The 18,992-nt window shown below is 58.9% G+C and carries 17 protein-coding genes; 11 read left to right on the top strand and 6 right to left on the bottom strand.

The features are described from left to right. Positions 1-75 precede the first annotated feature (75 nt). Together argJ and OOT55_RS08475 are read left to right on the top strand one after the other, a co-directional pair. A complete protein-coding gene (gene argJ, locus OOT55_RS08480; protein WP_265368659.1) occupies positions 76-1,296 on the top strand; it encodes a bifunctional glutamate N-acetyltransferase/amino-acid acetyltransferase ArgJ in 1,221 nt (406 codons plus the stop codon). A 4-nt stretch (positions 1,297-1,300) separates the two neighbouring features. Beyond that, positions 1,301-2,233, top strand: a complete 933-nt coding sequence (locus OOT55_RS08475) for a Nudix family hydrolase (protein WP_265368658.1) — start codon at positions 1,301-1,303, stop codon at positions 2,231-2,233. 64 nt (positions 2,234-2,297) lie between these two features. Here OOT55_RS08475 and yacG read toward each other — a convergent pair whose 3' ends face one another. From yacG to OOT55_RS08445, 6 genes are all read right to left on the bottom strand, one after another. After that, positions 2,298-2,495 (bottom strand): DNA gyrase inhibitor YacG, encoded by a 198-nt coding sequence (yacG, locus tag OOT55_RS08470; protein WP_265368657.1) that lies wholly within the window; start codon positions 2,493-2,495, stop codon positions 2,298-2,300. Positions 2,496-2,553: 58 nt separating this feature from the next. Then, a complete protein-coding gene (locus tag OOT55_RS08465) occupies positions 2,554-3,081 on the bottom strand; it encodes a DUF3833 domain-containing protein (protein ID WP_265368656.1) in 528 nt (175 codons plus the stop codon). A 37-nt stretch (positions 3,082-3,118) separates the two neighbouring features. Next, entirely contained in the window at positions 3,119-4,216 is a 1,098-nt protein-coding gene (locus tag OOT55_RS08460) for a phospholipase A (protein ID WP_265368655.1), read from the bottom strand. Positions 4,217-4,295: 79 nt separating this feature from the next. Beyond that, on the bottom strand, positions 4,296-5,231 hold the full coding sequence (locus tag OOT55_RS08455; RefSeq protein WP_265368654.1) for a hypothetical protein: 936 nt from the start codon (positions 5,229-5,231) through the stop codon (positions 4,296-4,298). A 148-nt stretch (positions 5,232-5,379) separates the two neighbouring features. Next, positions 5,380-6,297, bottom strand: a complete 918-nt coding sequence (locus OOT55_RS08450) for a response regulator (RefSeq protein ID WP_265368653.1) — start codon at positions 6,295-6,297, stop codon at positions 5,380-5,382. Then, complete coding sequence (locus tag OOT55_RS08445; RefSeq protein ID WP_265368652.1) at positions 6,272-9,652, bottom strand: ATP-binding protein; 3,381 nt, start codon at positions 9,650-9,652, stop codon at positions 6,272-6,274. The genes OOT55_RS08450 and OOT55_RS08445 overlap by 26 nt, the downstream gene beginning before the upstream one ends. A gap of 396 nt (positions 9,653-10,048) precedes the next feature. Between OOT55_RS08445 and urtA the strand changes: the two genes are divergently transcribed. The 9 genes from urtA to OOT55_RS08400 all read left to right on the top strand — a co-directional run bounded on the left by urtA (position 10,049) and on the right by OOT55_RS08400 (position 18,913). Further along, complete coding sequence (gene urtA, locus OOT55_RS08440) at positions 10,049-11,293, top strand: urea ABC transporter substrate-binding protein (protein WP_265368651.1); 1,245 nt, start codon at positions 10,049-10,051, stop codon at positions 11,291-11,293. A 104-nt stretch (positions 11,294-11,397) separates the two neighbouring features. Then, positions 11,398-12,324: an urea ABC transporter permease subunit UrtB gene (gene urtB / locus OOT55_RS08435; RefSeq protein ID WP_265368650.1), complete on the top strand. Its 927-nt coding sequence runs from the start codon at positions 11,398-11,400 to the stop codon at positions 12,322-12,324. A gap of 12 nt (positions 12,325-12,336) precedes the next feature. Beyond that, positions 12,337-13,494 (top strand): urea ABC transporter permease subunit UrtC, encoded by a 1,158-nt coding sequence (gene urtC, locus OOT55_RS08430; protein ID WP_265368649.1) that lies wholly within the window; start codon positions 12,337-12,339, stop codon positions 13,492-13,494. Continuing rightward, the gene (gene urtD / locus OOT55_RS08425) at positions 13,481-14,230 is read left to right on the top strand and encodes an urea ABC transporter ATP-binding protein UrtD (protein ID WP_265368648.1); all 750 of its coding nucleotides are present in this window, start codon (positions 13,481-13,483) and stop codon (positions 14,228-14,230) included. Before urtC ends, urtD begins: the two co-directional genes overlap by 14 nt. A gap of 13 nt (positions 14,231-14,243) precedes the next feature. After that, positions 14,244-14,933, top strand: a complete 690-nt coding sequence (urtE, locus tag OOT55_RS08420; RefSeq protein WP_265368647.1) for an urea ABC transporter ATP-binding subunit UrtE — start codon at positions 14,244-14,246, stop codon at positions 14,931-14,933. A gap of 15 nt (positions 14,934-14,948) precedes the next feature. Beyond that, positions 14,949-15,992 (top strand): aliphatic amidase, encoded by a 1,044-nt coding sequence (locus OOT55_RS08415; protein ID WP_265368646.1) that lies wholly within the window; start codon positions 14,949-14,951, stop codon positions 15,990-15,992. A 9-nt stretch (positions 15,993-16,001) separates the two neighbouring features. Continuing rightward, positions 16,002-17,159 (top strand): AAA family ATPase, encoded by a 1,158-nt coding sequence (locus OOT55_RS08410; protein ID WP_265368645.1) that lies wholly within the window; start codon positions 16,002-16,004, stop codon positions 17,157-17,159. Positions 17,160-17,300: 141 nt separating this feature from the next. Further along, positions 17,301-18,533, top strand: a complete 1,233-nt coding sequence (gene fmdA / locus OOT55_RS08405; protein WP_265368644.1) for a formamidase — start codon at positions 17,301-17,303, stop codon at positions 18,531-18,533. A gap of 5 nt (positions 18,534-18,538) precedes the next feature. Further along, positions 18,539-18,913 (top strand): zinc ribbon domain-containing protein, encoded by a 375-nt coding sequence (locus tag OOT55_RS08400; RefSeq protein WP_265368643.1) that lies wholly within the window; start codon positions 18,539-18,541, stop codon positions 18,911-18,913. Positions 18,914-18,992 lie beyond the last annotated feature (79 nt).

The following is an 18,992-nucleotide window of genomic DNA, read 5'->3' as shown; positions in this document are numbered from 1 at the left end:
GCGCGTAGGGTGGATACGGCCAAAGGCCGTCATCCACCATTGTGGTATACCCTTCATTAAAACGGAGTTCCAAAAATGGCCGTTGGCGAATACCCCTTTCCCTCCATGCCCGTACTGGCCGGGATCAAACTGGCCACGGCCAGCGCCGGCATCAAAAAGCCCGGTCGCCAGGATGTGGTGCTGATCGAGCTGGCCGAGGGCACCCGCAGCGCCGGCGTGTTCACCCGCAACGCCTTTTGTGCCGCGCCGGTGACGCTGTGCCGCGAATACCTCAAGCAGGCGAGCCCCCGCTACCTGGTGATCAACTCCGGCAATGCCAATGCCTGCACGGGCGAGCGGGGCCGACGCGACGCCATTGCCACCAGTGAGGCCGTCGCCCAGTTGTCCGGTGTTCAGGCCGCCCAGGTTCTGCCCTTCTCCACCGGCGTGATCGGGGAGCCGCTGCCGGTCAACAAGATCGTCAATGTGCTACCCCAAGCCCACGCCGGGCTCAGCGAAACCGGCTGGGAGGCGGCGGCGAGAGCGATCATGACCACTGATACCCGCCCCAAGGGGTATACCGCCAGCGTCGAGCATGATGGTAAAACCATCAGGGTCAACGGTATTGCCAAGGGCGCGGGTATGATCAAGCCGAACATGGGCACCATGCTCGCCTATATCGCTATCGATGCGGATATCGCCCAGCCGGTGCTGGACGATCTGTGCAAGGAGGCCGCGAATAAATCCTTCAACCGGATCACCATCGACGGCGATACCTCCACCAACGATTCCTGCATCCTGATGGCTACTGGGCAATCCGGTGCGGAGGCCATCACCGAGGCCTCTGGCGATCTGTACGAGAAAGTGCGTGGGCTGATCATCGGGGCCCATGAATACCTCGCCAAGAGTATTGTCGCGGACGGCGAAGGGGCGACCAAGTTTGTCACACTCGCGGTCAGCGGCGGCGCCAGTCAGGATGAGTGTCTGCAGGTGGGTTATGCGGTGGCGCATTCGCCGCTGATCAAAACCGCGCTGTTCGCCTCGGACCCCAACTGGGGCCGGATTGTGGCGGCGGTGGGCTACGCCGGCGTTCCGGGGCTCGATGCGAACAAGGTCCGTATCCACCTCAACGATACGCTGATTGTCGAAGAGGGCGGACGCGCCGAGAGTTACACGGAGGAGCAGGGACAGGCGGTCATGGACCAGGCAGAAATCACCATCCGCATTGACCTCGGCCGAGGTCAATGCGCGGAAACCCTGTGGACCACCGATCTGTCCCACGAGTACGTGCGTATTAACGCCGACTATCGGAGCTGATTCCGTGGCTCGAGTCGTACGTGTGGCGGTGGGAGTGATTCAGGACCCGGAAGGCAGGATCCTGATTGCCCGTCGTCCCGATCATGTCCATCAGGGCGGGCTCTGGGAGTTTCCGGGAGGTAAAGTCGATGAGGGAGAATCCCTGAGGGACGCCCTGGTCCGGGAATTGGAAGAAGAACTGTCCATACAGGTGCGCGCCAGCGAGCCTCTGATCGACATACGCCACGACTATCCGGATAAATCCGTCCTGCTTCAGGTGTGCCGGGTCACTGCCTTTGAGGGCGAGCCTCGGGGCAATGAGGGGCAGCCGGTGCGCTGGGTCGCGCCGGGCGAGTTGCCGGAGTACCGATTCCCCGAGGCCAACCGGCCCATTCTTCACGCCATTCGTCTGCCGCAACAGATACTGATTACCGGGCCCGCCGAATCGGACACGCACTGGTGGCAACGCCTGGAGCGGGCCGTGGTGAGCGGTCAGTCCTGGGTTCACCTGCGGGCTCCGGAGCTGACCGCCGATGAGTATCGGGCCCGGGCATTGCAGGCGCGAACCCTGTGCAATCGGTTCGGCGCCACATTGATTGCCCATGGCCCGGAAGATCGCTGTCTGGCCGAGCTGGCGGGTTGGCATATGGACACCGGCGCACTGTGGCGGTGTGCGCGGCGTCCGCCGGGGCTTTCAGGGTGGTGGGGAGCGTCCTGCCATACACCGGAAGAATTGGCGAAGGCGGTTCGGCTGGGTGTGGATTATCTGTTTCTTTCGCCGGTGCAGCCCACCGGGAGTCACCCGGGTGTGACGTCACTGGGCTGGGAGCGGTTTGCCCAATGGGTGGCCGGGGTGCCCTCGCCGGTGTACGCCCTCGGTGGGGTGGGGCCTGAGGCACTGCCGCAGGCAAAAGCGGCCGGTGCCCAGGGTATCGCGGGCATCCGCTACGCCTGGTAGGCGCCGGATCCATGGCCGCTCGTGCCGCGAGTGGTCATGATTCCTCTATTGGCCTCCACCCGCATCAGAGAGGCTGGTCGTCATCGTCGAGGATCACCGGCTCTCCGGGAATTTTATGGCCTTCGCTGGCCCACTCGCCCAGGTCGATCATTTTGCAGCGCTCGCTGCAGAAGGGGCGGTAGGGGTAGTCCTCGTTCCACAGAATCGTCTCGCCGCAGGTCGGGCAATCCAGTTTGATGGGCTCGGGTGTCGGGTCAGTCATGGCTCGGGTCCGCTGTCACTCATTGGGCGGCCGTTATAGCACCGCCCGGCGGTTCAATTCAATCCCGCTGACGGATTATGGTCAACTGGATGGTGCCCACCCGGAAGCCCCACTTGCGCAGTGTGGACTGGTTGATGATGGTGTTTTCGTCCACCCGCCACATCCAGTCTTCGACGTTGAGTGCCAGTTTGCGGTTTTTATAATCCACTTCCAGCACATAGTCCATTTTCAGGGCGTTGCCGCTGGTCTCCGCGCGACCGGCGCCGATCACATCACCGGCGGTGGCCTTATAGCTGCCGTCGTCCCGGGGCTCCAGGGTCCAGTTGCGATGCTGGATTTCGCCGTCGTCAAACTCAAAGCGTTCGGCCAGACGGCCGACACCGTTCTCATCCCAACTGGCGTCAATGGTTGCGTTGAAGTAGCGGGTCACTGTGCCGCCCCGGTTCTTCAATACGCCGTGGGCCGTCAGTGAGCCCTGGAAAAAATCTTCCAGTGTCAGGGCGGGTTCATTCCCCGCGTACTCCTGTACGTCCGTGGAGGTGCAAGCTCCCAGTGTGAGCACCAGACTCAATAAAAGCGCGCGCATAATTCTCTCCCCTCTCAGCCTGCCCAAGCGGTTCACCTCAAAACAGATCGGTAAACGTGATGCCCAGGCCGATGGCGTTGGTGTGGTGGTCATAGTCGATCAGGCTGTGGCCGTAGCCGTTGAACACCTTCAGATACCCGCGCACGGTGGAGGAAACCGGGAAGCTGTACCCCAGTTCCACCGCGCCACGGTTGTCTGAGCGCAGGTTGTTCCGCAGCATCAGGCTCACTATGTTGTCTTTACGATGCCAGGCGGCAGACAGTTCAAAGTTGCCCATGTATTTGTGAATGTCCGGGTTGTCATCGCCGGTGGGGTCATCGGGGCCGTCGCCCTCGCTCTCCGGAATGCGGTACCAGGGGTTGAAGGCAAAGGCGAAGGAGCCGCGCTCAAACACGCTGTTGACCATGATGCGATCCCAACTGCGCGACAGATCGCCACTCTGGCCATTGGACTGGTGGGTGATCATCACTTCGTTGAGGACGTTGCGAAATCCGAAAATGTTCCAGTCATTCACAAAGCTGAGTATCAACTCGGGCTGATGGTTGGTTTCCCGGAAGGGACGGGAGATATCCCGGTAATAGGCCTGCCAGAGTGAATGGTTGGTGTAGGCCATATACAAGTGGCCGTTGTCGCCAAAAATCCCCTCGCGAATAAGAATCTTGACGCTCAACTGAAATTCGACTTCGGTACTCTGCTGGCTGGCGAGCGATGTGCCGGCGTCGGCATAAGGGGCGGTGTTCCGGTTTTCCTGGTAGCTGACTGGCAGCAGGTAGTTGCGCTTGTGAGGGGTGAGCAGAAAGCGGTTGGCACGATTCAGTGCCTCCATGTTCAGGCGTCGTTCCAGCAGGTGGCTGTTGCCGCTCGCATCCTTGTCCTGCTCGGTTCCGTCATTGCCTATGGCGGCGAGGGCCTGGCTGATTGCCTCGCGTTCGCTTGAATCTCCGCGCGCCAGGGTGTTACAGACATCACGCAGGCCCTCGATTGACATGTCCTTTCCCGCGACGGTCACGGCGATCCTGAGGCACTGGTCCATCTCCTCCTTTGACAGTTCAGTGCGGTCCGGTTCCGGGGGTTCGTCCGCGAACAGCGACGCACAGAATATCAGCAGGCACAGTGGAACGTGGGACAAGCGCATGGGAGATGAGTCCTTGAGGTGGCGATCAATACCGCAAGGATACAACAAACGGTCTGCAGTTTGAGAAAAGGAGCGGGCTCTAAGGGGTTTCGGTGCGGACTGGCGCGCCAGTTTGCATCCAGCGCTCCAGATCCTGTTCGAGCCATTGGTTCAGAAGGACAATGCCGTTCTCCACGACCTGCAAGTAGACGTCAATGATATCCGTCGCCACCTGAAACAGCCGGTTACTGTCGGCGGTGATCGGCCCGCCGCTGAGCACGTCACCCTCAACCATATTGAGCAGAAACATCAGCTTGAGCTCGTACCGCTTGAGTTCCCCGAGTTGCCCGAACTCCGCTCCCAGGACCTGCTCCAGGCGACGAATCTGATGGCGCAGTTTTTCATTGTTCACCTGGGTGTTCTGGATAACGTATCGGAGCTTGCCGTCGTGGTGTGAGTCGCAGTGACCCACGGCCGCCGCATAGCTGGACAGGGCCCGGATACGGCCGATCTGCTCGACGACGCCGGGCAACATTCGGGTGGAAAAGTGCAGCAGCTCCAGCATCTGAACCCGGGTGGGAGCGTCGGCGTTGGCGTGGTCCGAGGGGGCGGACAGCGGCGCTTCGAGCGGGCGGGAGAGACTGACCAACATGGCCAGGAGTTGTTCGACCAGATGGCAGTGGAGTTCGTAGTTGTCGATCACACTGTCGTCGTGCCAGTCCCGACTGATGGTCATCCAGGCGGTATGCAGGTTTTCCCGCTCCCGTTCACTGAGCAGGTCGCTGCCCAGAGTGAACGCCTGCAACGCCAACAGGCGGCGCTCCAGCGTCTGCTGGAGTCGTTCAAAATCCGGCTCGAATTGACGGTTGCCCCCAAGCAGCGCCATGCTCATGCCCCGGTGCCGCTGTACCCCCTTGATCATCTGGATCAACTGGCGGATCAGTGACAGGGCATCCTGGCGACGTCGATAGTCCTGGGCAAAGCGCGCAAACGGGGCGCGATCTATGCGAGCTTGTGGGGCATCAGTGACGTTCATTTGCGCTGTCATGGTGCATGCAGTATCCGGATTCAGGCGTCCGGGCCCGGTAACCGGGGTGTCATCGGGGGAGGCGGCCGCCTTGCCTTTTCAGTGAGCAACACTTGTGCCAGAGGTAGCCGACCTGCGGGCGGTGGCGCGCCCCGGCTTACGGGTGGGCCATACTGCGGATGGCGGCGGCCGCCGCCGAGGTGCGGTTGTCCACGCCCAGTTTGCGGTAGACCTGCTCCAGATGTTTATTGACCGTGCGTGGGCTCATGGACAGAATCTGTCCGATTTCCCGGTTGGTCTTTCCGTGAGCAATCCACAGTAGCACATCGGCCTCCCGGGTGGTGACGCCGAAAGCCTCGCGCAACCGGTCCGTCTCCGAGCCTTCCCCGGGCTGCTCCAACAGTCGCAAAAGAACATCGGTGCCGTTCAAAGGCGCCAGATATTCCAGTGTCAGCAACGGTGACAACCCTCTGAGTGGCAGCTTGTGCCCGGTTTGTGGGTGGTGGCTGAGCCACTCGCGCAGTTGCCCCGCAAGTTGCTCCTGGGCCTGGGGCTGATTCAGTCCGGCGCGTTTGAGATGAGCCTGTACCTGTGGGGTGGTCCACAGCAGGGTACCGCTGCGGTCGATGGCAAACAGGTACTGACCGGCCGCGTCGAGCGCGTTGTGAGCGCTCTGGGTCAGCCGGGCATTGCTGATGTGGACCCGCATGCGGGCCACCAACTCCTCAGGATTGATCGGTTTGGTGATGTAGTCGACGCCCCCGGCGTTCAATCCCTGAACCACGTGTTCAGTGTCGCTCAGCCCAGTCATGAAAATGACGGGCACATTGGTCAGGCGTGGGTTCTGCTTGAGCCGTTTGCAGGTTTCAAAGCCATCAATCTGTGGCATCAGGGCATCCAGTAAAATGATGTCCGGAGTGATGTTCTGGGTGATGGTCAGCGCCTGCTGGCCCTCGAGCGCCACCAGCACCGTCATGTTCTCCGCTTCCAATGCGTCGCTGAGCATGTGGATGCTTTCGATGGCATCGTCGACCACCAGAACCACCGGTTCAGAGGAGTTCTCGTTGAGGCTCATTATCGGTTACCTGTAACAGTCGGATGATGGTTTCGAATTGGAACTGGCCCGCCAACCGGGACAGTGTCTGTACAAACTCGTCGCTGGCCAGCCCGTTTGCCGCCAGTTCCGCCAGTGCCTGCTGCAAACCGCTTTTGTGGCCAATCAGTGCCAGCTTGCGCAAGGGTTGCAGGTGAGCTTCATCCGGCAGGGGCAGCGCGGAAATTTGGTCGTCGATGCGCGGGGCTGATGACGGCGGCGCGCGGGATTCCTCTGATCGGGTGTGCCAGTGTAAATTCAGTTGCTGGCCCAGGATTTCCAGCAAGCCGTTCAAGCGCACGGGTTTGACGATATAGGCGTCGTGCAGGGCATCGCCGACCGCTTTGCCTTCGCTGGCATCCGCGGAAATCATGACCACGGGCTGGAAGTAGTTCGTGGCACGCAGTTGGGCAACCAACTCCCAGCCGTTGAGGCCCGGCATGGAGACATCGAGCAGAATCAGGTCCGGCGTTTCCTGCCGCACCCGGTCCAACACGGTGAGCGAATTGTCCACTTCGACCACCTCAAACCCCAGCGGGGTCAGCATGGCGTGGACCAGTTGACGATGCGTGGCTTCATCATCGACGACCATGATGCGTTTGGTTTCACCCTGGTAACCCTGAATGTCCTGGGTCGGTTTGATATCGGAGACACTTCTCACACGGCTCATCATCAGTGTGACCCTGAAGATGCTGCCTTTTCCGGGAGTACTTTGCAGGCTGATATCACCGCCCATAATGTCAGTTAGCAGTTGGGTAATGGTCAGCCCAAGCCCGGTGCCGGATACTTGTTCGCCGGGGCGGCGAACGCGCTCAAACGGGCGGAAAATTCGCTGCTGGTCGTCGGGCGAGATGCCCTCACCGGAATCTTCAATCGTGAATTCCGCCACCTCACTGCGGTATTTGACCGTCATGCTGACCCGACCGTTGGCGGTGTACTTGATCGCGTTGGAGAGCAGGTTGATCAGAATCTGACGCAGGCGTTTTTCGTCGGTGCGCACCACGGGTGGCAAGGTGTCCTGGCAGTGGTACTCGAACTGGAGTCCCTTACCTTCGGCTTGCAGTCGGAACATGTGTACCAACTGTTCCAGCAGCGGATCGAGACGCACCTGATCCCGGTGCAGGTCAAGTCGGCCCGCTTCAATTTTGGAAATATCCAGCAGTCCCTCAATCAGGTCGGCCAGGTGCTCACCGCTGCGACGGATCACGCCCAGTGCGTCGCGCCGATGCGCGGGAATGGCCGGGTCTTTCTCAAGCAGCTGCGCATAGCCGAGCACCGCATTCAACGGCGAACGCAGTTCGTGACTGATGCCGGTGAGGTATCGGCTCTTGGCCTGATTGGCGGCGTCCGCCTGTTCTTTGGCGCGTTGCAGCGCCTGATCGGTTTGTTCGTGAGCATCGATTTCCTCCATCAGCAGCCGGGTCTGACGTTGTGACTCCTCCTGGGCGACGACCCGGCTTTCGTGGGCCAATACGAACAGCCAACTGACCACGCCAGTAATGATGACCAGAATAAAAAACACCTTCCAGAGCAGCGCCGCAAAGAGCAGGGCAGACAACTCATCGGGAAAGACCGTCTGATGGTAGATCAACGACAGCAGTACGCCCGAAAATCCATTGATGCCAATCACCAGCAAGAGGAAATTGCCCAGGCGGGCATTGATATCGGGTATCAACCACGCGGGCAGCCAGCGATACACCCAGTTGCGGATCTGTTGCGGGTAACTGGCGCCGGGTTTGCAGAAATCATTGCAGCGGGCATCCAGCGAACAGCACAGGGAGCAGATGGGTCCGTCGTAGGCCGGGCAGTGGGTGACATCCTCTTTATCAAAACGATGCTCACAGATGCAGCACTGATGGGTGGCCGCCGCCGGCGTCAGGGTAACCGGCTCGCGGGCGATGTAATACCGCCCGCCGGTTCGCCAGGCGATCAGAGGGGCAATCATCAGGGCGCTCAGCAGGGTGATGAAGTGCGAGAGTGCCTGGAAGGTCTCGCCCCAGAAACCGAGATAACCGATCACCCCGATCAGGGTGGCGGTCACCATGGTGCCAACGCCCACCGGGTTGATGTCATAAAGGTGCGCCCGCTTGAACTCGATGTGCGATGGGCTGAAGCCCAAGGGCTTGTTGATGATCAGATCGGCCACCAGAGTGCCCACCCAGGCGATGGCGATCAACGCATACAACCCCAGGGTATTTTCCAGTGCCCGGTAAACACCCAGCTCCATGACCAACAAGGCGATGGTGACATTGAACACCAGCCACACGACGCGTCCCGGGTGACTGTGAGTCAGACGGGAAAAGAAATTGGACCAGGCAATGGATCCGGCATAGGCGTTGGTCACATTGATTTTCAACTGCGACAGAATGACAAACAGCCCGGCGATGGCCAGGGCCGCCGTGGGCGACTGGGTAACGTAGCCAAAGGCCACCTGATACATATGGGTCGGGTCGATGGCTTCGTCCGGGGCCATGCCGTGCGACAACGCCAGCACCGCCAGAAACGAACCCGCCATCATTTTGATGGCTCCGATCACAATCCAGCCCGGCCCTCCGGCGCTCAGGGCCAGCCACCAGCGGCGGCGCTGTTCCGGCTTGGGTTCGGGCATAAAGCGCAAGTAATCCACCTGTTCACCGATCTGGGCAATCAGAGAAAAAATGACGGCGGACGCGGCTCCGAACAGTAGCAGATCGAACCCGTTGCCGGGTTCGCGAGTAAAGCTCGTCCAATCCTCAACGGACTGATAGTCCGCCCATAGAATGAACACAAACGGCAGTGCCTGCAGAAATACCCACAGCGGTTGCGTCCAAAGCTGAAAGCGGCTGATAAAGGTGATGCCGTGTGTCACCAATGGAATTACCACAACGGCGCACAGCACATAGCCCCACACGATGGGAATGCCGAAGAGCATCTCCAATGCCATGGCCATGATGGCTGCTTCGATGGCAAAGAAAATAAAAGTGAAGGAGGCATAAATCAGGGAGGTGATGGTGGACCCGATGTAACCGAAGCCGGCTCCCCGGGTGAGAAGGTCTATATCGACGCCGTACTTGGCGGCGTAATAGCTGATGGGAAACGCTGTGAGCATGATCACCAGGCTCACCGTGACGATGGCCACCATCGCATTGGTGAACCCGTAGTTCAGGGTGATCGCCCCACCGATCGCCTCCAGGGCCAGAAAGGAAATCGCGCCCAGAGCGGTGTGGGCCACCCGAGCGGGCGACCAGCGCCGGGCTCGCTTGGCGGTGAAACGAAGCGCGTAGTCCTCCAGCGTCTGGTTGGCAACCCATTGGTTGTACTGACGGCGCACGCGGAAAATGGTCTGTTTGGCAGTCATGGCATTCGCTTACTGAATAACAGCCGGTGAAGGCATTGATCGGGCGATGTCCATGTCGGCCGTCGCCATGCGCCGGTATGACGCATAGCGCCCGGGCAGGCGAACCAGGGTGGTGCACTTTGTACGAGCAGGCCGGAGCTCTGTGCTCTGAATCCGGCACTCCTTGAATCAGGTATCAATCTTTATGCCATCTGTGGCGTGCGGAACATTAAAGGCAAAGTGGGGGGACGTTGGTATGGGTTGATTGACGTAGGTCTCTGCGGCATTTGTCGAATGGGCTCGGAAGGGTGGGGCGAGCAAAATGCAGAGCATGGGCACAGGCCGGCCGATTCGGGTAGTTGAATTGGGCCAACCGATGTTCAGTCGCGTTTTCAAACCACCACACGAGGAAAGACCATGGTTACTGATTCACGCAAGCATACGCCGGGGCCGTCGCGCCGGCTTCTGAAAAGCCTGGCCGGGCTGACAGCGGGCCTCGCCATGAGTGCGTTTGGTGTCGCCCAGGAGGTGAACACCACGGGCCTGGCGGTCACCGATGACACCGTGAAAGTGGGCATTCTCCATTCGGTGACCGGGACCATGGCCATCAGTGAAACCGGCTCGGTTCAGGCTGAGAAGCTCGCCATCGAGCAGATCAACGCCTCCGGCGGGGTGCTCGGTCGGCAGATCGAATACATCCAGGAAGACGGCGCCAGCGACTGGCCAACCTTTGCGGAAAAATCCCGCAAGCTGTTACGTCAGGACAATGTCGCGGCGGTATTTGGTTGCTGGACTTCGGCATCGCGCAAAGCGGTATTGCCGGTGTTTGAGCAATACAACGGCATGCTTTACTACCCGACTTTTTACGAAGGTCTGGAGCAGTCCCCCAACGTGATCTACACCGGTCAGGAAGCGACCCAGCAGATCCTGGCGGGTATTGACTGGGTGGTGGACGCCAAGGACGCCAAGACGTTCTACCTGCTTGGCTCGGATTACATCTGGCCGAGAACGTCCAACAAGATTGCCCGTAAGCACATTGATAAGTTGGGTCTGAAAGTGGTGGGTGAGGAGTACTACCCGCTTGGTCACACCCAGTTCAACTCGGTGATCAATAAAATCAAACTGCGTAAGCCGGATGTAATCTTTGCGTCCGTGGTGGGAGGCTCCAATGTCGCTTTTTACAAGCAGCTTGAGGCCGCCGGTATCGATCTGACCGAGGAATCGCCCCTGGTACTGACCATTTCAGTGACGGAAGACGAGATTCTCGGTATCGGTGGCGAAAATATCGACGGTGCCTACGCGTCAATGAAGTACTTCCAAAGCCTGACGAACGGCAACAATGAAGCGTTTGTGAAGGCTTTCAAAGAGCGCTGGGGCGACGACATTGTGATCGGCGATGTGACCCAGGCGGCTTACCTGGGGCCCTGGTTGTGGAAAGCCGCTGTCGAAAAAGCCGGCTCGTTCGATGTCGATAAGGTGCGCGAGGCGTCTCCGGGCATTGAACTGACCACAGCTCCGGAAGGCTACGTGAAAATTCACCCGAACCATCATCTCTGGTCCAGGACCCGTATCGGTCGCGCACAGAAAAATGGCCAGTATGAAGTGGTATTTGAAACCGAAGAGCTGATTGAGCCGGATCCGTTCCCGGAAGGTTACCAGTAAGCGCCACGTTCCCTCAGTAAATCAACCCCGCCCTCTGGGCGGGGTTACCCCGGTAGAAGAAAGACCACCCCGGTTGGTTAAAGCGCATTTGGAGGCACCTTCCCATGTTTTCTGATTATTCCTCAGCGGAGTTGATGTCGATATTCGCCATGCAGGGTTTTGCGGGCCTGACACTCTTCTCTGTGTTCGTATTGATGGCGCTGGGACTGGCCATCATCTTTGGTCAGATGGGTGTAATCAATATGGCGCATGGGGAGTTCATGATCCTCGGCGCTTATATCACCTACCTGACCTCCAATCTGTTTTCACAGTGGCTTCCCGACTGGTACGGCTCCTACTTTTTTGTCGCCATGGCATTGGCGTTTCTCGCCGCCGCGCTGCTGGGTATGTTGGTGGAGTGGTTGATGATCCGCCATCTGTATCACCGACCTCTGGATACTTTGCTTGCGACCTGGGGCTTGAGCCTGATTCTCCAGCAAAGCTACCGTTCGATTTTTGGCGCGCGCGAGGTGGGGGTCAGTATGCCGGACTGGATGATGGGCTCCTATCCCGTAACCGATCTGGTGGAAATTCCCATCAATGGCCTGTTCGTCATGTGTCTGTCGTTGGGAATTACCCTGGTGGTGGCAGCGCTCATGTACCGCTCCCGTTGGGGCATACAGGTGCGTGCGGTGGTCCAGAACCGTTCCATGGCGGGTGCTGTGGGCATCAATACCCAGAAGGTGGATCGCATGACGTTCGCCCTGGGTTGCGGCATTGCCGGTATCGCCGGTAGCGCCTTCACCATGATTGGCTCGACCGGCCCCACTTCGGGCCAACTCTATATCGTGGATACCTTCCTCGTCGTTGTGTTTGGTGGCGCGGCCAGCCTGCTCGGTACCGTTGCTTCGGCGTTTACGATTTCCCAGGCGCAATCAACCATGGAGTTTTTCCTCAGCGGTTCCATGGCCAAAGTGCTGACGTTGTTGTTTGTGGTGGGCATTCTGATGGTACGTCCTCAGGGCCTGTTTTCCCTTAAAGTTCGTCGATAGGAGGACGGTACGATGACCACGACCGGATTACGATCATTGTTCAGCCGTCACGATCTGCTCAGCTTTGCGGTGCTGGCGCTGCTGCTGATTGTGGTGTTCCCTCTGGCGCTGGATATTTTTCGCCTCAACCTGATCGGCAAATATCTGACCTACGCCTTTGTCGCGTTGGGGTTGGTACTCTGCTGGGGTTATGGCGGCGTTCTCAGTCTGGGGCAGGGCGTATTCTTCGGCATCGGTGGCTATATGATGGCCATGTTTCTCAAGCTGGAAGCGTCCGATCCGGAAAGCACCGCCATTCAGTCCACCCCGGGCATTCCGGACTTCATGGACTGGAACCAGATCACCGAGCTGCCCTGGTTCTGGGAACCCTTCTACAGCTTCAGCTTTACCTTGCTGGCGGTGTTGGTTGTCCCTACGGTGTTTGCTTACCTGATTGGTGTGGCCATGTTCAAGCGGCGGGTGAGTGGGGTCTACTTCGCCATCATTACTCAGTCGATCGCCCTGATTCTGACCATCCTGATTATTGGTCAGCAGGGTTATACCGGTGGGGTGAACGGTATTACCGATTTGAGAACGTTGTTGGGGTGGAATATTCGGTCTGACTTTGCCAAGTATGTGTTCTATTTCATCTGTGTTGCCTTGCTTCTCGCCTGTTTGGTGTTCGCGCAGTTTATTCGCATGAGCAAGTTCGGGCGGATACTGATCGCGATGCGTGGCGCCGAGGACCGAATCCGCTTTTCAGGGTACGATGTGGCCAACTTTAAAGTCTTTGTTTTCTGTGTTGGTGCTGCCTTTGCGGCAATCGGCGGGGCCATGTTCACTCTGCAGGTGGGTTTTATGTCACCGAGTTTCATTGGCATTGTACCCTCTATTGAAATGGTGATTTTCTGTGCCGTGGGTGGGCGCCTGTCGCTGTTTGGTGCCATCTACGGTGCCTTGCTGGTGAGCTGGGCAAGGTCCATTTTCTCGGAAAGCTTCCCCGAGTTGTGGCTGTTTGCCATGGGTGCACTTTTCATTGGCGTCGTGCTGGCCTTTCCCAATGGCCTCGCCGGGCTGTACGACCAGTATGCCAGAGGCCGTGTGGCCAAGGCGCTGGATCGCTGGGTGGACCAGCTGACCCGCGTTGATTCCAATCGTATTGTCCAGGGAGTTGCCCATGAGCGCCAGTAATACTGACTTTGTCCTGGCGGTGGAAAACCTCACCGTTTCGTTCGATGGGTTCAAAGCCGTTGATGACCTGACATTGTATGTCGATGAGGGCGAGATTCGGGTGATCATTGGCCCCAATGGCGCCGGGAAGACCACGGTACTGGACCTGATTTGTGGGCGCACCCGTTCTACTCAAGGATCCATCCGGTTTCGCAATCGGGAACTCACCCGGATGACCGAGTCCGACATCGTGAAGTCCGGGGTAGGGCGTAAGTTCCAGACGCCCTCGGTGTACACCGATCTGACCATTTTCGAGAACCTGGAAATTTCCTACCCGAAAGGGCGGAACGTGTTTGGTTCGCTCTTCTTCAAACGGGACGAGACTGTTGTCCGAAAGTGTGAAGAAGTGGCCGAGATGATCCTCCTGAAGGACCAGCTACATCAACCTGCGGGGCTGCTGAGCCACGGTCAGAAGCAGTGGCTGGAAATTGGCATGTTGCTGATTCAGGACCCGGACCTGCTGATGCTGGATGAACCCGTAGCGGGCATGTCGATCACCGAACGTCAGGAAACCGCCAAGCTGCTCCGGCGGATATCCGAGAACCGTTCGGTCATCGTTATCGAGCACGATATGCAGTTTGTGGCGGAGATCGCCGACAAGGTGACCGTGCTGCACCAGGGAAAGATCCTGACCGAAGGTGCCATCGACAACGTCAAAAACGACCCTAAGGTAATTGAAGTCTACCTAGGCCACTGAGAGAGGGCTCATCATGTTGAATGTATCCGACTATCGGGTCAGTTATGGCCAGAGCGAAATCGTGCATGGCCTGGATTTTACCGTGCAGCCCAACGAAATCGTCGCCGTAATGGGGCGCAACGGCATGGGGAAAAGTACCCTGATGAAAGCGCTGATGGGGGTCATCCCGGAATCGGGTGGGACAGCGACTCTGGATGGCAAAAAAATATCCGGTATGAAAAGCCATCAACGAGTCAGTCAGGGTCTCGCTTATGTACCACAAGGGCGGATGATCTTTTCCAGCATGACGGTTCGGGAAAATATAGAAACCGGGCTGACGTCTACCGGACGCCGGAACGTTCCCAGGGATCTTTACGATATGTTTCCCGTGCTGCTGGAAATGCGCAATCGCCGGGGCGGCAACCTGTCCGGTGGACAGCAGCAACAACTGGCTATCGCTCGCGCGCTGGCGAGCAACCCCAAAGTGCTTTTGTTGGATGAGCCTACCGAGGGGATCCAGCCGTCCATCATCAAGGAAATCGCCCAAACTCTGAAAGAAATCCGGGATCAGCGCGGCCTGACCATTGTGGTGACCGAGCAGGTACTGAGCTTCGCCCTGGATGTGGCCGATCGCATTCTGGTGGTGGAGAAGGGGAAGATTGTGCACGAGGAAGCCAGAAGCAGTGTCGATGCCGAGAAAGTGGCGTCCTATCTATCCGTTTAAGTGAGGTAATCTACTATGCGACATGGTGATATTTCCAGCAGTGACGATACCGTCGGCGTGGCCGTCGTCAACTACAAAATGCCGCGCCTGCACACCAGGGCCGAGGTGCTCGATAATGCCCGGGCCATTGCAGACATGTTGGTGGGGATGAAAAAAGGATTGCCCGGGATGGACCTGGTGATCTTCCCCGAATACAGCACTATGGGCATCATGTATGACCAGGACGAGATGATGGCCACCGCCGCGACCATCCCGGGAGAGGAGACGGAAATTTTCTCCGAGGCCTGTCGCAAGGCCGATACCTGGGGGGTGTTTTCCCTGACCGGTGAGCGTCACGAAGACCATCCCAACAAGGCGCCCTATAACACCCTTGTGCTGATCAACAACGAAGGTGAGATTGTTCAGAAGTACCGCAAGTGTATCCCCTGGTGTCCCATTGAAGGCTGGTACCCCGGCGATCGCACCTACGTCACGGAAGGCCCCAAGGGCATGAAGATCAGTCTGATCATCTGTGACGATGGCAACTACCCGGAAATCTGGCGCGATTGCGCCATGAAAGGTGCCGAGTTGATTGTCCGTTGTCAGGGCTATATGTATCCGGCGAAAGACCAGCAGGTAACGATGGCCAAATCCATGGCCTGGGCCAATAACTGCTACGTGGCGGTGGCCAATGCCACGGGCTTCGATGGCGTTTATTCCTATTTCGGTCATTCCTCTCTGATCGGTTTCGATGGTCGGACCCTGGGCGAGTGTGGTGAAGAAGATATGGGCGTGCAGTACGCCCAGCTCTCAGTCAGCCAGATTCGCGATGCCCGCGCCAACGACCAGTCCCAGAACCATCTGTTCAAATTACTGCATCGGGGTTACTCCGGTATCTATAATTCCGGAGACGGTGATCGTGGGGTGGCCGAGTGCCCGTTTGACTTCTATCGCACCTGGGTGATGGATGCGGAGAAAGCCCGGGATGACGTAGAGGCCATGACCCGTTCCACCATTGGTGTCGCCGAGTGTCCGGTGGGTGAACTGCCTCACGGTGGTCGTGAAAAGACCGTTGGGTAAGGCCGCTCCATGCCATTCATCAATGAACGACTGGAAGATCAGGCGTTGCACGAAGCGCTGACGCCGGTGTCGTCCCCGACCGGCTCACCCCGATCGGCCCCACCGTCAGCGGAGTCCCGGTTGGGCCCCTCGCGTTTTGTGTTCGATCCGGACACCGTGTCCGCCATCCTGCGGGGGCGGATTCGTGGCCAACCCGAGGCGCTGACGGTAATCAGCCGGGAGCTGGTTCGGGTCAAAGCCGATATCGGCGAGCCGGACCGACCGCTTGCGGTATTCCTGTCAGCCGGCCCCACCGGGGTCGGTAAGACCGAAACGGTCCGGGCGCTGGCCGAAGCGTTGCACGGTAAGGCCGACGCATTCTGCCGGGTGGATATGAACACGCTGGCCCAGGACCACTACGCCGCCGCCATCACCGGTGCGCCCCCGGGCTATGTTGGTAGCAAAGAGGGCCACAGCCTGATCGATGAAGAGGCCATGCGCGGTAGCTTCAGCCGCCCCGGTGTGGTGCTGTTTGATGAGTTGGAGAAAGCGGGCCCGGAGGTGCTGCGCAGTCTGTTGGGCGTGCTGGATACGGGCCGGTTGCGCCTGACCTCCGGGCAAAAGCAGTTGGATTTTCGCAACAGCCTGATCTTCATGACCAGCAACCTGGGCGCCGCCGATCTGGCACGCCACCTGAATCGTTGGCAGAGCGGCTGGCGTCGTTTCTGGCCCCGTTCGGAGCCCGCGCAGCAAGCCGCACTGCGTCAGCGGGTTGAGCGCGCCCTGGATCGCGGGCTGGACCCGGAGTTTCTCAATCGCATTGATAACGTGTTGGTCTACTATCCGCTTCCTCCGGAAGCACGACCGGGGGTGGTGGCGGAACTGTTGACCCGGTTCAACCGACGTCTGCAGTCCAAAGGTTGGCAACTGCAAGTGTCCCGGACATTGATGAGTCGGGTGGAGCGCGAGGGGTTCGATGCCCGGTTCGGGGCCCGGGCCCTGAAGCGGCAGTTTCGCCGGCAAGTGGAGGTGCCTGTCGCGCAGTTTTTATTGGAACGCCCGGACCATTGCCCAGGTGAGTCCGGTCAGGAAACAATCTCCAGGTCGAAGCAGAACCTGCGCCATATGTACTGTGATTGGCAGCATGGGCAAGTGGTGTGTCGCCAGGTCTGGCCCAGTGGAACCTGATACGTCAAATGACGCAGACGTGGGGCCAATTGTCGTATAGGCCGCGCACTCGGCGCCTTTGATAATGAGCGGACACGGGCCAGCGATGCATTCATCGCGGCTTGAATTGCCAACGCCTCATTCCCTGTCAGGAGCCAAGCCATGACTGAAACCATCATCAAAATCGATCTGAACCAGACCCCCTACGAGAATGACAAGGTACACAATCGCTGGCACCCGGACATTCCCATGGTGGCCACGGTCAAACCCGGGGACGACTTTATCGTCGAGTGCTACGACTGGACCGGCGGTCAGATCGCCAATAACGACAGCGCCGATGATGTGCGCGATGTGGATCTGACCCAGGTGCACTTTCTGTCCGGTCCGATCGGGGTTGAAGGTGCAGAGCCCGGCGATCTTCTCGAAGTGGACATCCTGGATATCGGTACCTTCGAAGAGAGTCAGTGGGGTTTTAACGGCTTTTTCTCCAAACAGAATGGCGGCGGCTTTCTGACCGAGCACTTCCCGGAAGCGCAGAAATCCATCTGGGATTTCAAGGGCATGTTCACCAGGTCCCGGCATATTCCCGGTGTGGAGTTTGCCGGTCTGATTCACCCCGGCCTCATCGGCTGTTTGCCCTCCAAGGAAATGCTGAAAGAGTGGAACACCCGAGAGCAGGGTCTGGTGGACACCGACCCGGAGCGGGTGCCTCCGTTGGCGGCGCTGCCCTATGCCGATACCGCGCATATGGGACGTATGGACAAAGACGCGGCCAAGACCGCCGGTGCCGAAGCCGCGCGCACCGTCCCGCCCAGAGAACACGGCGGCAACTGCGACATCAAGGACCTGTCGCGCGGCTCGAAAATCTATTTTCCGGTGTACGTCAAAGAAGGGGGGCTGTCCGTGGGCGACCTGCACTTCAGTCAGGGCGATGGCGAAATCACCTTCTGTGGGGCCATTGAAATGGCCGGCTGGATTCACCTGCGGGTCAATCTGGTGAAAGACGGCATGGCCAAGTACGGCATCAAGAATCCGATCTTCAAACCCAGCCCGATTACGCCCAAGTACGATGACTACCTGATTTTTGAAGGCATTTCGGTGGATGAATATGGCAAACAGCATTACCTGGATGTGCACGTTGCCTATCGTCAGGCCTGTCTGAATGCCATCGAATACCTGACCAAGTTTGGCTACACCAAAGCCCAGGCCTACGCCATTCTGGGCTGCGCGCCGGTACAGGGGCACATCAGCGGTGTGGTGGACATCCCCAACGCCTGTGCCACCCTGTGGTTGCCTACCGACATCTTCGATATCGACGTCAATCCCAGTGCCTCCGGGCCCGGAGCCAAGGTCAGCGGTGGTATGGATGTCCCCCTGTCGAAAGACAAGGAGTAAGCGCCATGCCCGTCTACGATTACAAGTGCGCCGAACACGGGCTGTTTCACCAGTTGGCCACCTTCGAGCAGAGCGCTGAGCCGCAAGCCTGCCCGAGCTGCGGCCAGTTGGCGGCCCGGGTGATCGTGTTGCCACCGGAACTGAAAGCCCTGTCCCGGGAGAACCACGCGGCCCATGAACGCAATGAAACAAGTCAGCATCAGCCGGTTTTCTCCACCAGGGAGGCCCGGGCGGAAGCCCGGGAGCGGCAGGCCCATGCCCACCGGAAAGGTAAGCCCTGCGGTTGCCACGATGGCGGCAGACTCCGCTCGGCGCTGATGTATACCGCCGATGGCAAAAAGATGTTTCCCGGCATGAGGCCCTGGATGATCAGCCATTGAGGTCCGGCGGTTGATTGAAATCTGCCCCTGACTGGGGCAGACTCGAAGTCGATGGTCAGCGGTAACGACCCGGCTTCGA

This window comes from Marinimicrobium sp. C6131 (assembly GCF_026153455.1).
Classification (GTDB): Bacteria; Pseudomonadota; Gammaproteobacteria; order Pseudomonadales; family Cellvibrionaceae; genus Marinimicrobium.
The sequence above is the reverse complement of the archived record's forward strand: the minus strand, read 5'-3'. Positions and strand labels throughout refer to the sequence as shown.

Bases quoted from the DNA above. Each gene is read 5' to 3' on its own strand.
- OOT55_RS08450 (WP_265368653.1), bottom strand. From the start codon at position 6,297: ATGAGCCTCAACGAGAACTCCTCTGAACCGGTGGTTCTGGTGGTCGAC.
- OOT55_RS08460 (WP_265368655.1), bottom strand. From the start codon at position 4,216: ATGCGCTTGTCCCACGTTCCACTGTGCCTGCTGATATTCTGTGCGTCG.
- argJ (WP_265368659.1), top strand. From the start codon at position 76: ATGGCCGTTGGCGAATACCCCTTTCCCTCCATGCCCGTACTGGCCGGG.
- yacG (WP_265368657.1), bottom strand. From the start codon at position 2,495: ATGACTGACCCGACACCCGAGCCCATCAAACTGGATTGCCCGACCTGC.
- OOT55_RS08455 (WP_265368654.1), bottom strand. From the start codon at position 5,231: ATGAACGTCACTGATGCCCCACAAGCTCGCATAGATCGCGCCCCGTTT.
- OOT55_RS08465 (WP_265368656.1), bottom strand. From the start codon at position 3,081: ATGCGCGCGCTTTTATTGAGTCTGGTGCTCACACTGGGAGCTTGCACC.
- OOT55_RS08445 (WP_265368652.1), bottom strand. From the start codon at position 9,652: ATGACTGCCAAACAGACCATTTTCCGCGTGCGCCGTCAGTACAACCAA.
- OOT55_RS08410 (WP_265368645.1), top strand. From the start codon at position 16,002: ATGCCATTCATCAATGAACGACTGGAAGATCAGGCGTTGCACGAAGCG.
- OOT55_RS08415 (WP_265368646.1), top strand. From the start codon at position 14,949: ATGCGACATGGTGATATTTCCAGCAGTGACGATACCGTCGGCGTGGCC.
- urtB (WP_265368650.1), top strand. From the start codon at position 11,398: ATGTTTTCTGATTATTCCTCAGCGGAGTTGATGTCGATATTCGCCATG.
- urtC (WP_265368649.1), top strand. From the start codon at position 12,337: ATGACCACGACCGGATTACGATCATTGTTCAGCCGTCACGATCTGCTC.
- urtA (WP_265368651.1), top strand. From the start codon at position 10,049: ATGGTTACTGATTCACGCAAGCATACGCCGGGGCCGTCGCGCCGGCTT.
- urtD (WP_265368648.1), top strand. From the start codon at position 13,481: ATGAGCGCCAGTAATACTGACTTTGTCCTGGCGGTGGAAAACCTCACC.
- urtE (WP_265368647.1), top strand. From the start codon at position 14,244: ATGTTGAATGTATCCGACTATCGGGTCAGTTATGGCCAGAGCGAAATC.
- OOT55_RS08400 (WP_265368643.1), top strand. From the start codon at position 18,539: ATGCCCGTCTACGATTACAAGTGCGCCGAACACGGGCTGTTTCACCAG.
- fmdA (WP_265368644.1), top strand. From the start codon at position 17,301: ATGACTGAAACCATCATCAAAATCGATCTGAACCAGACCCCCTACGAG.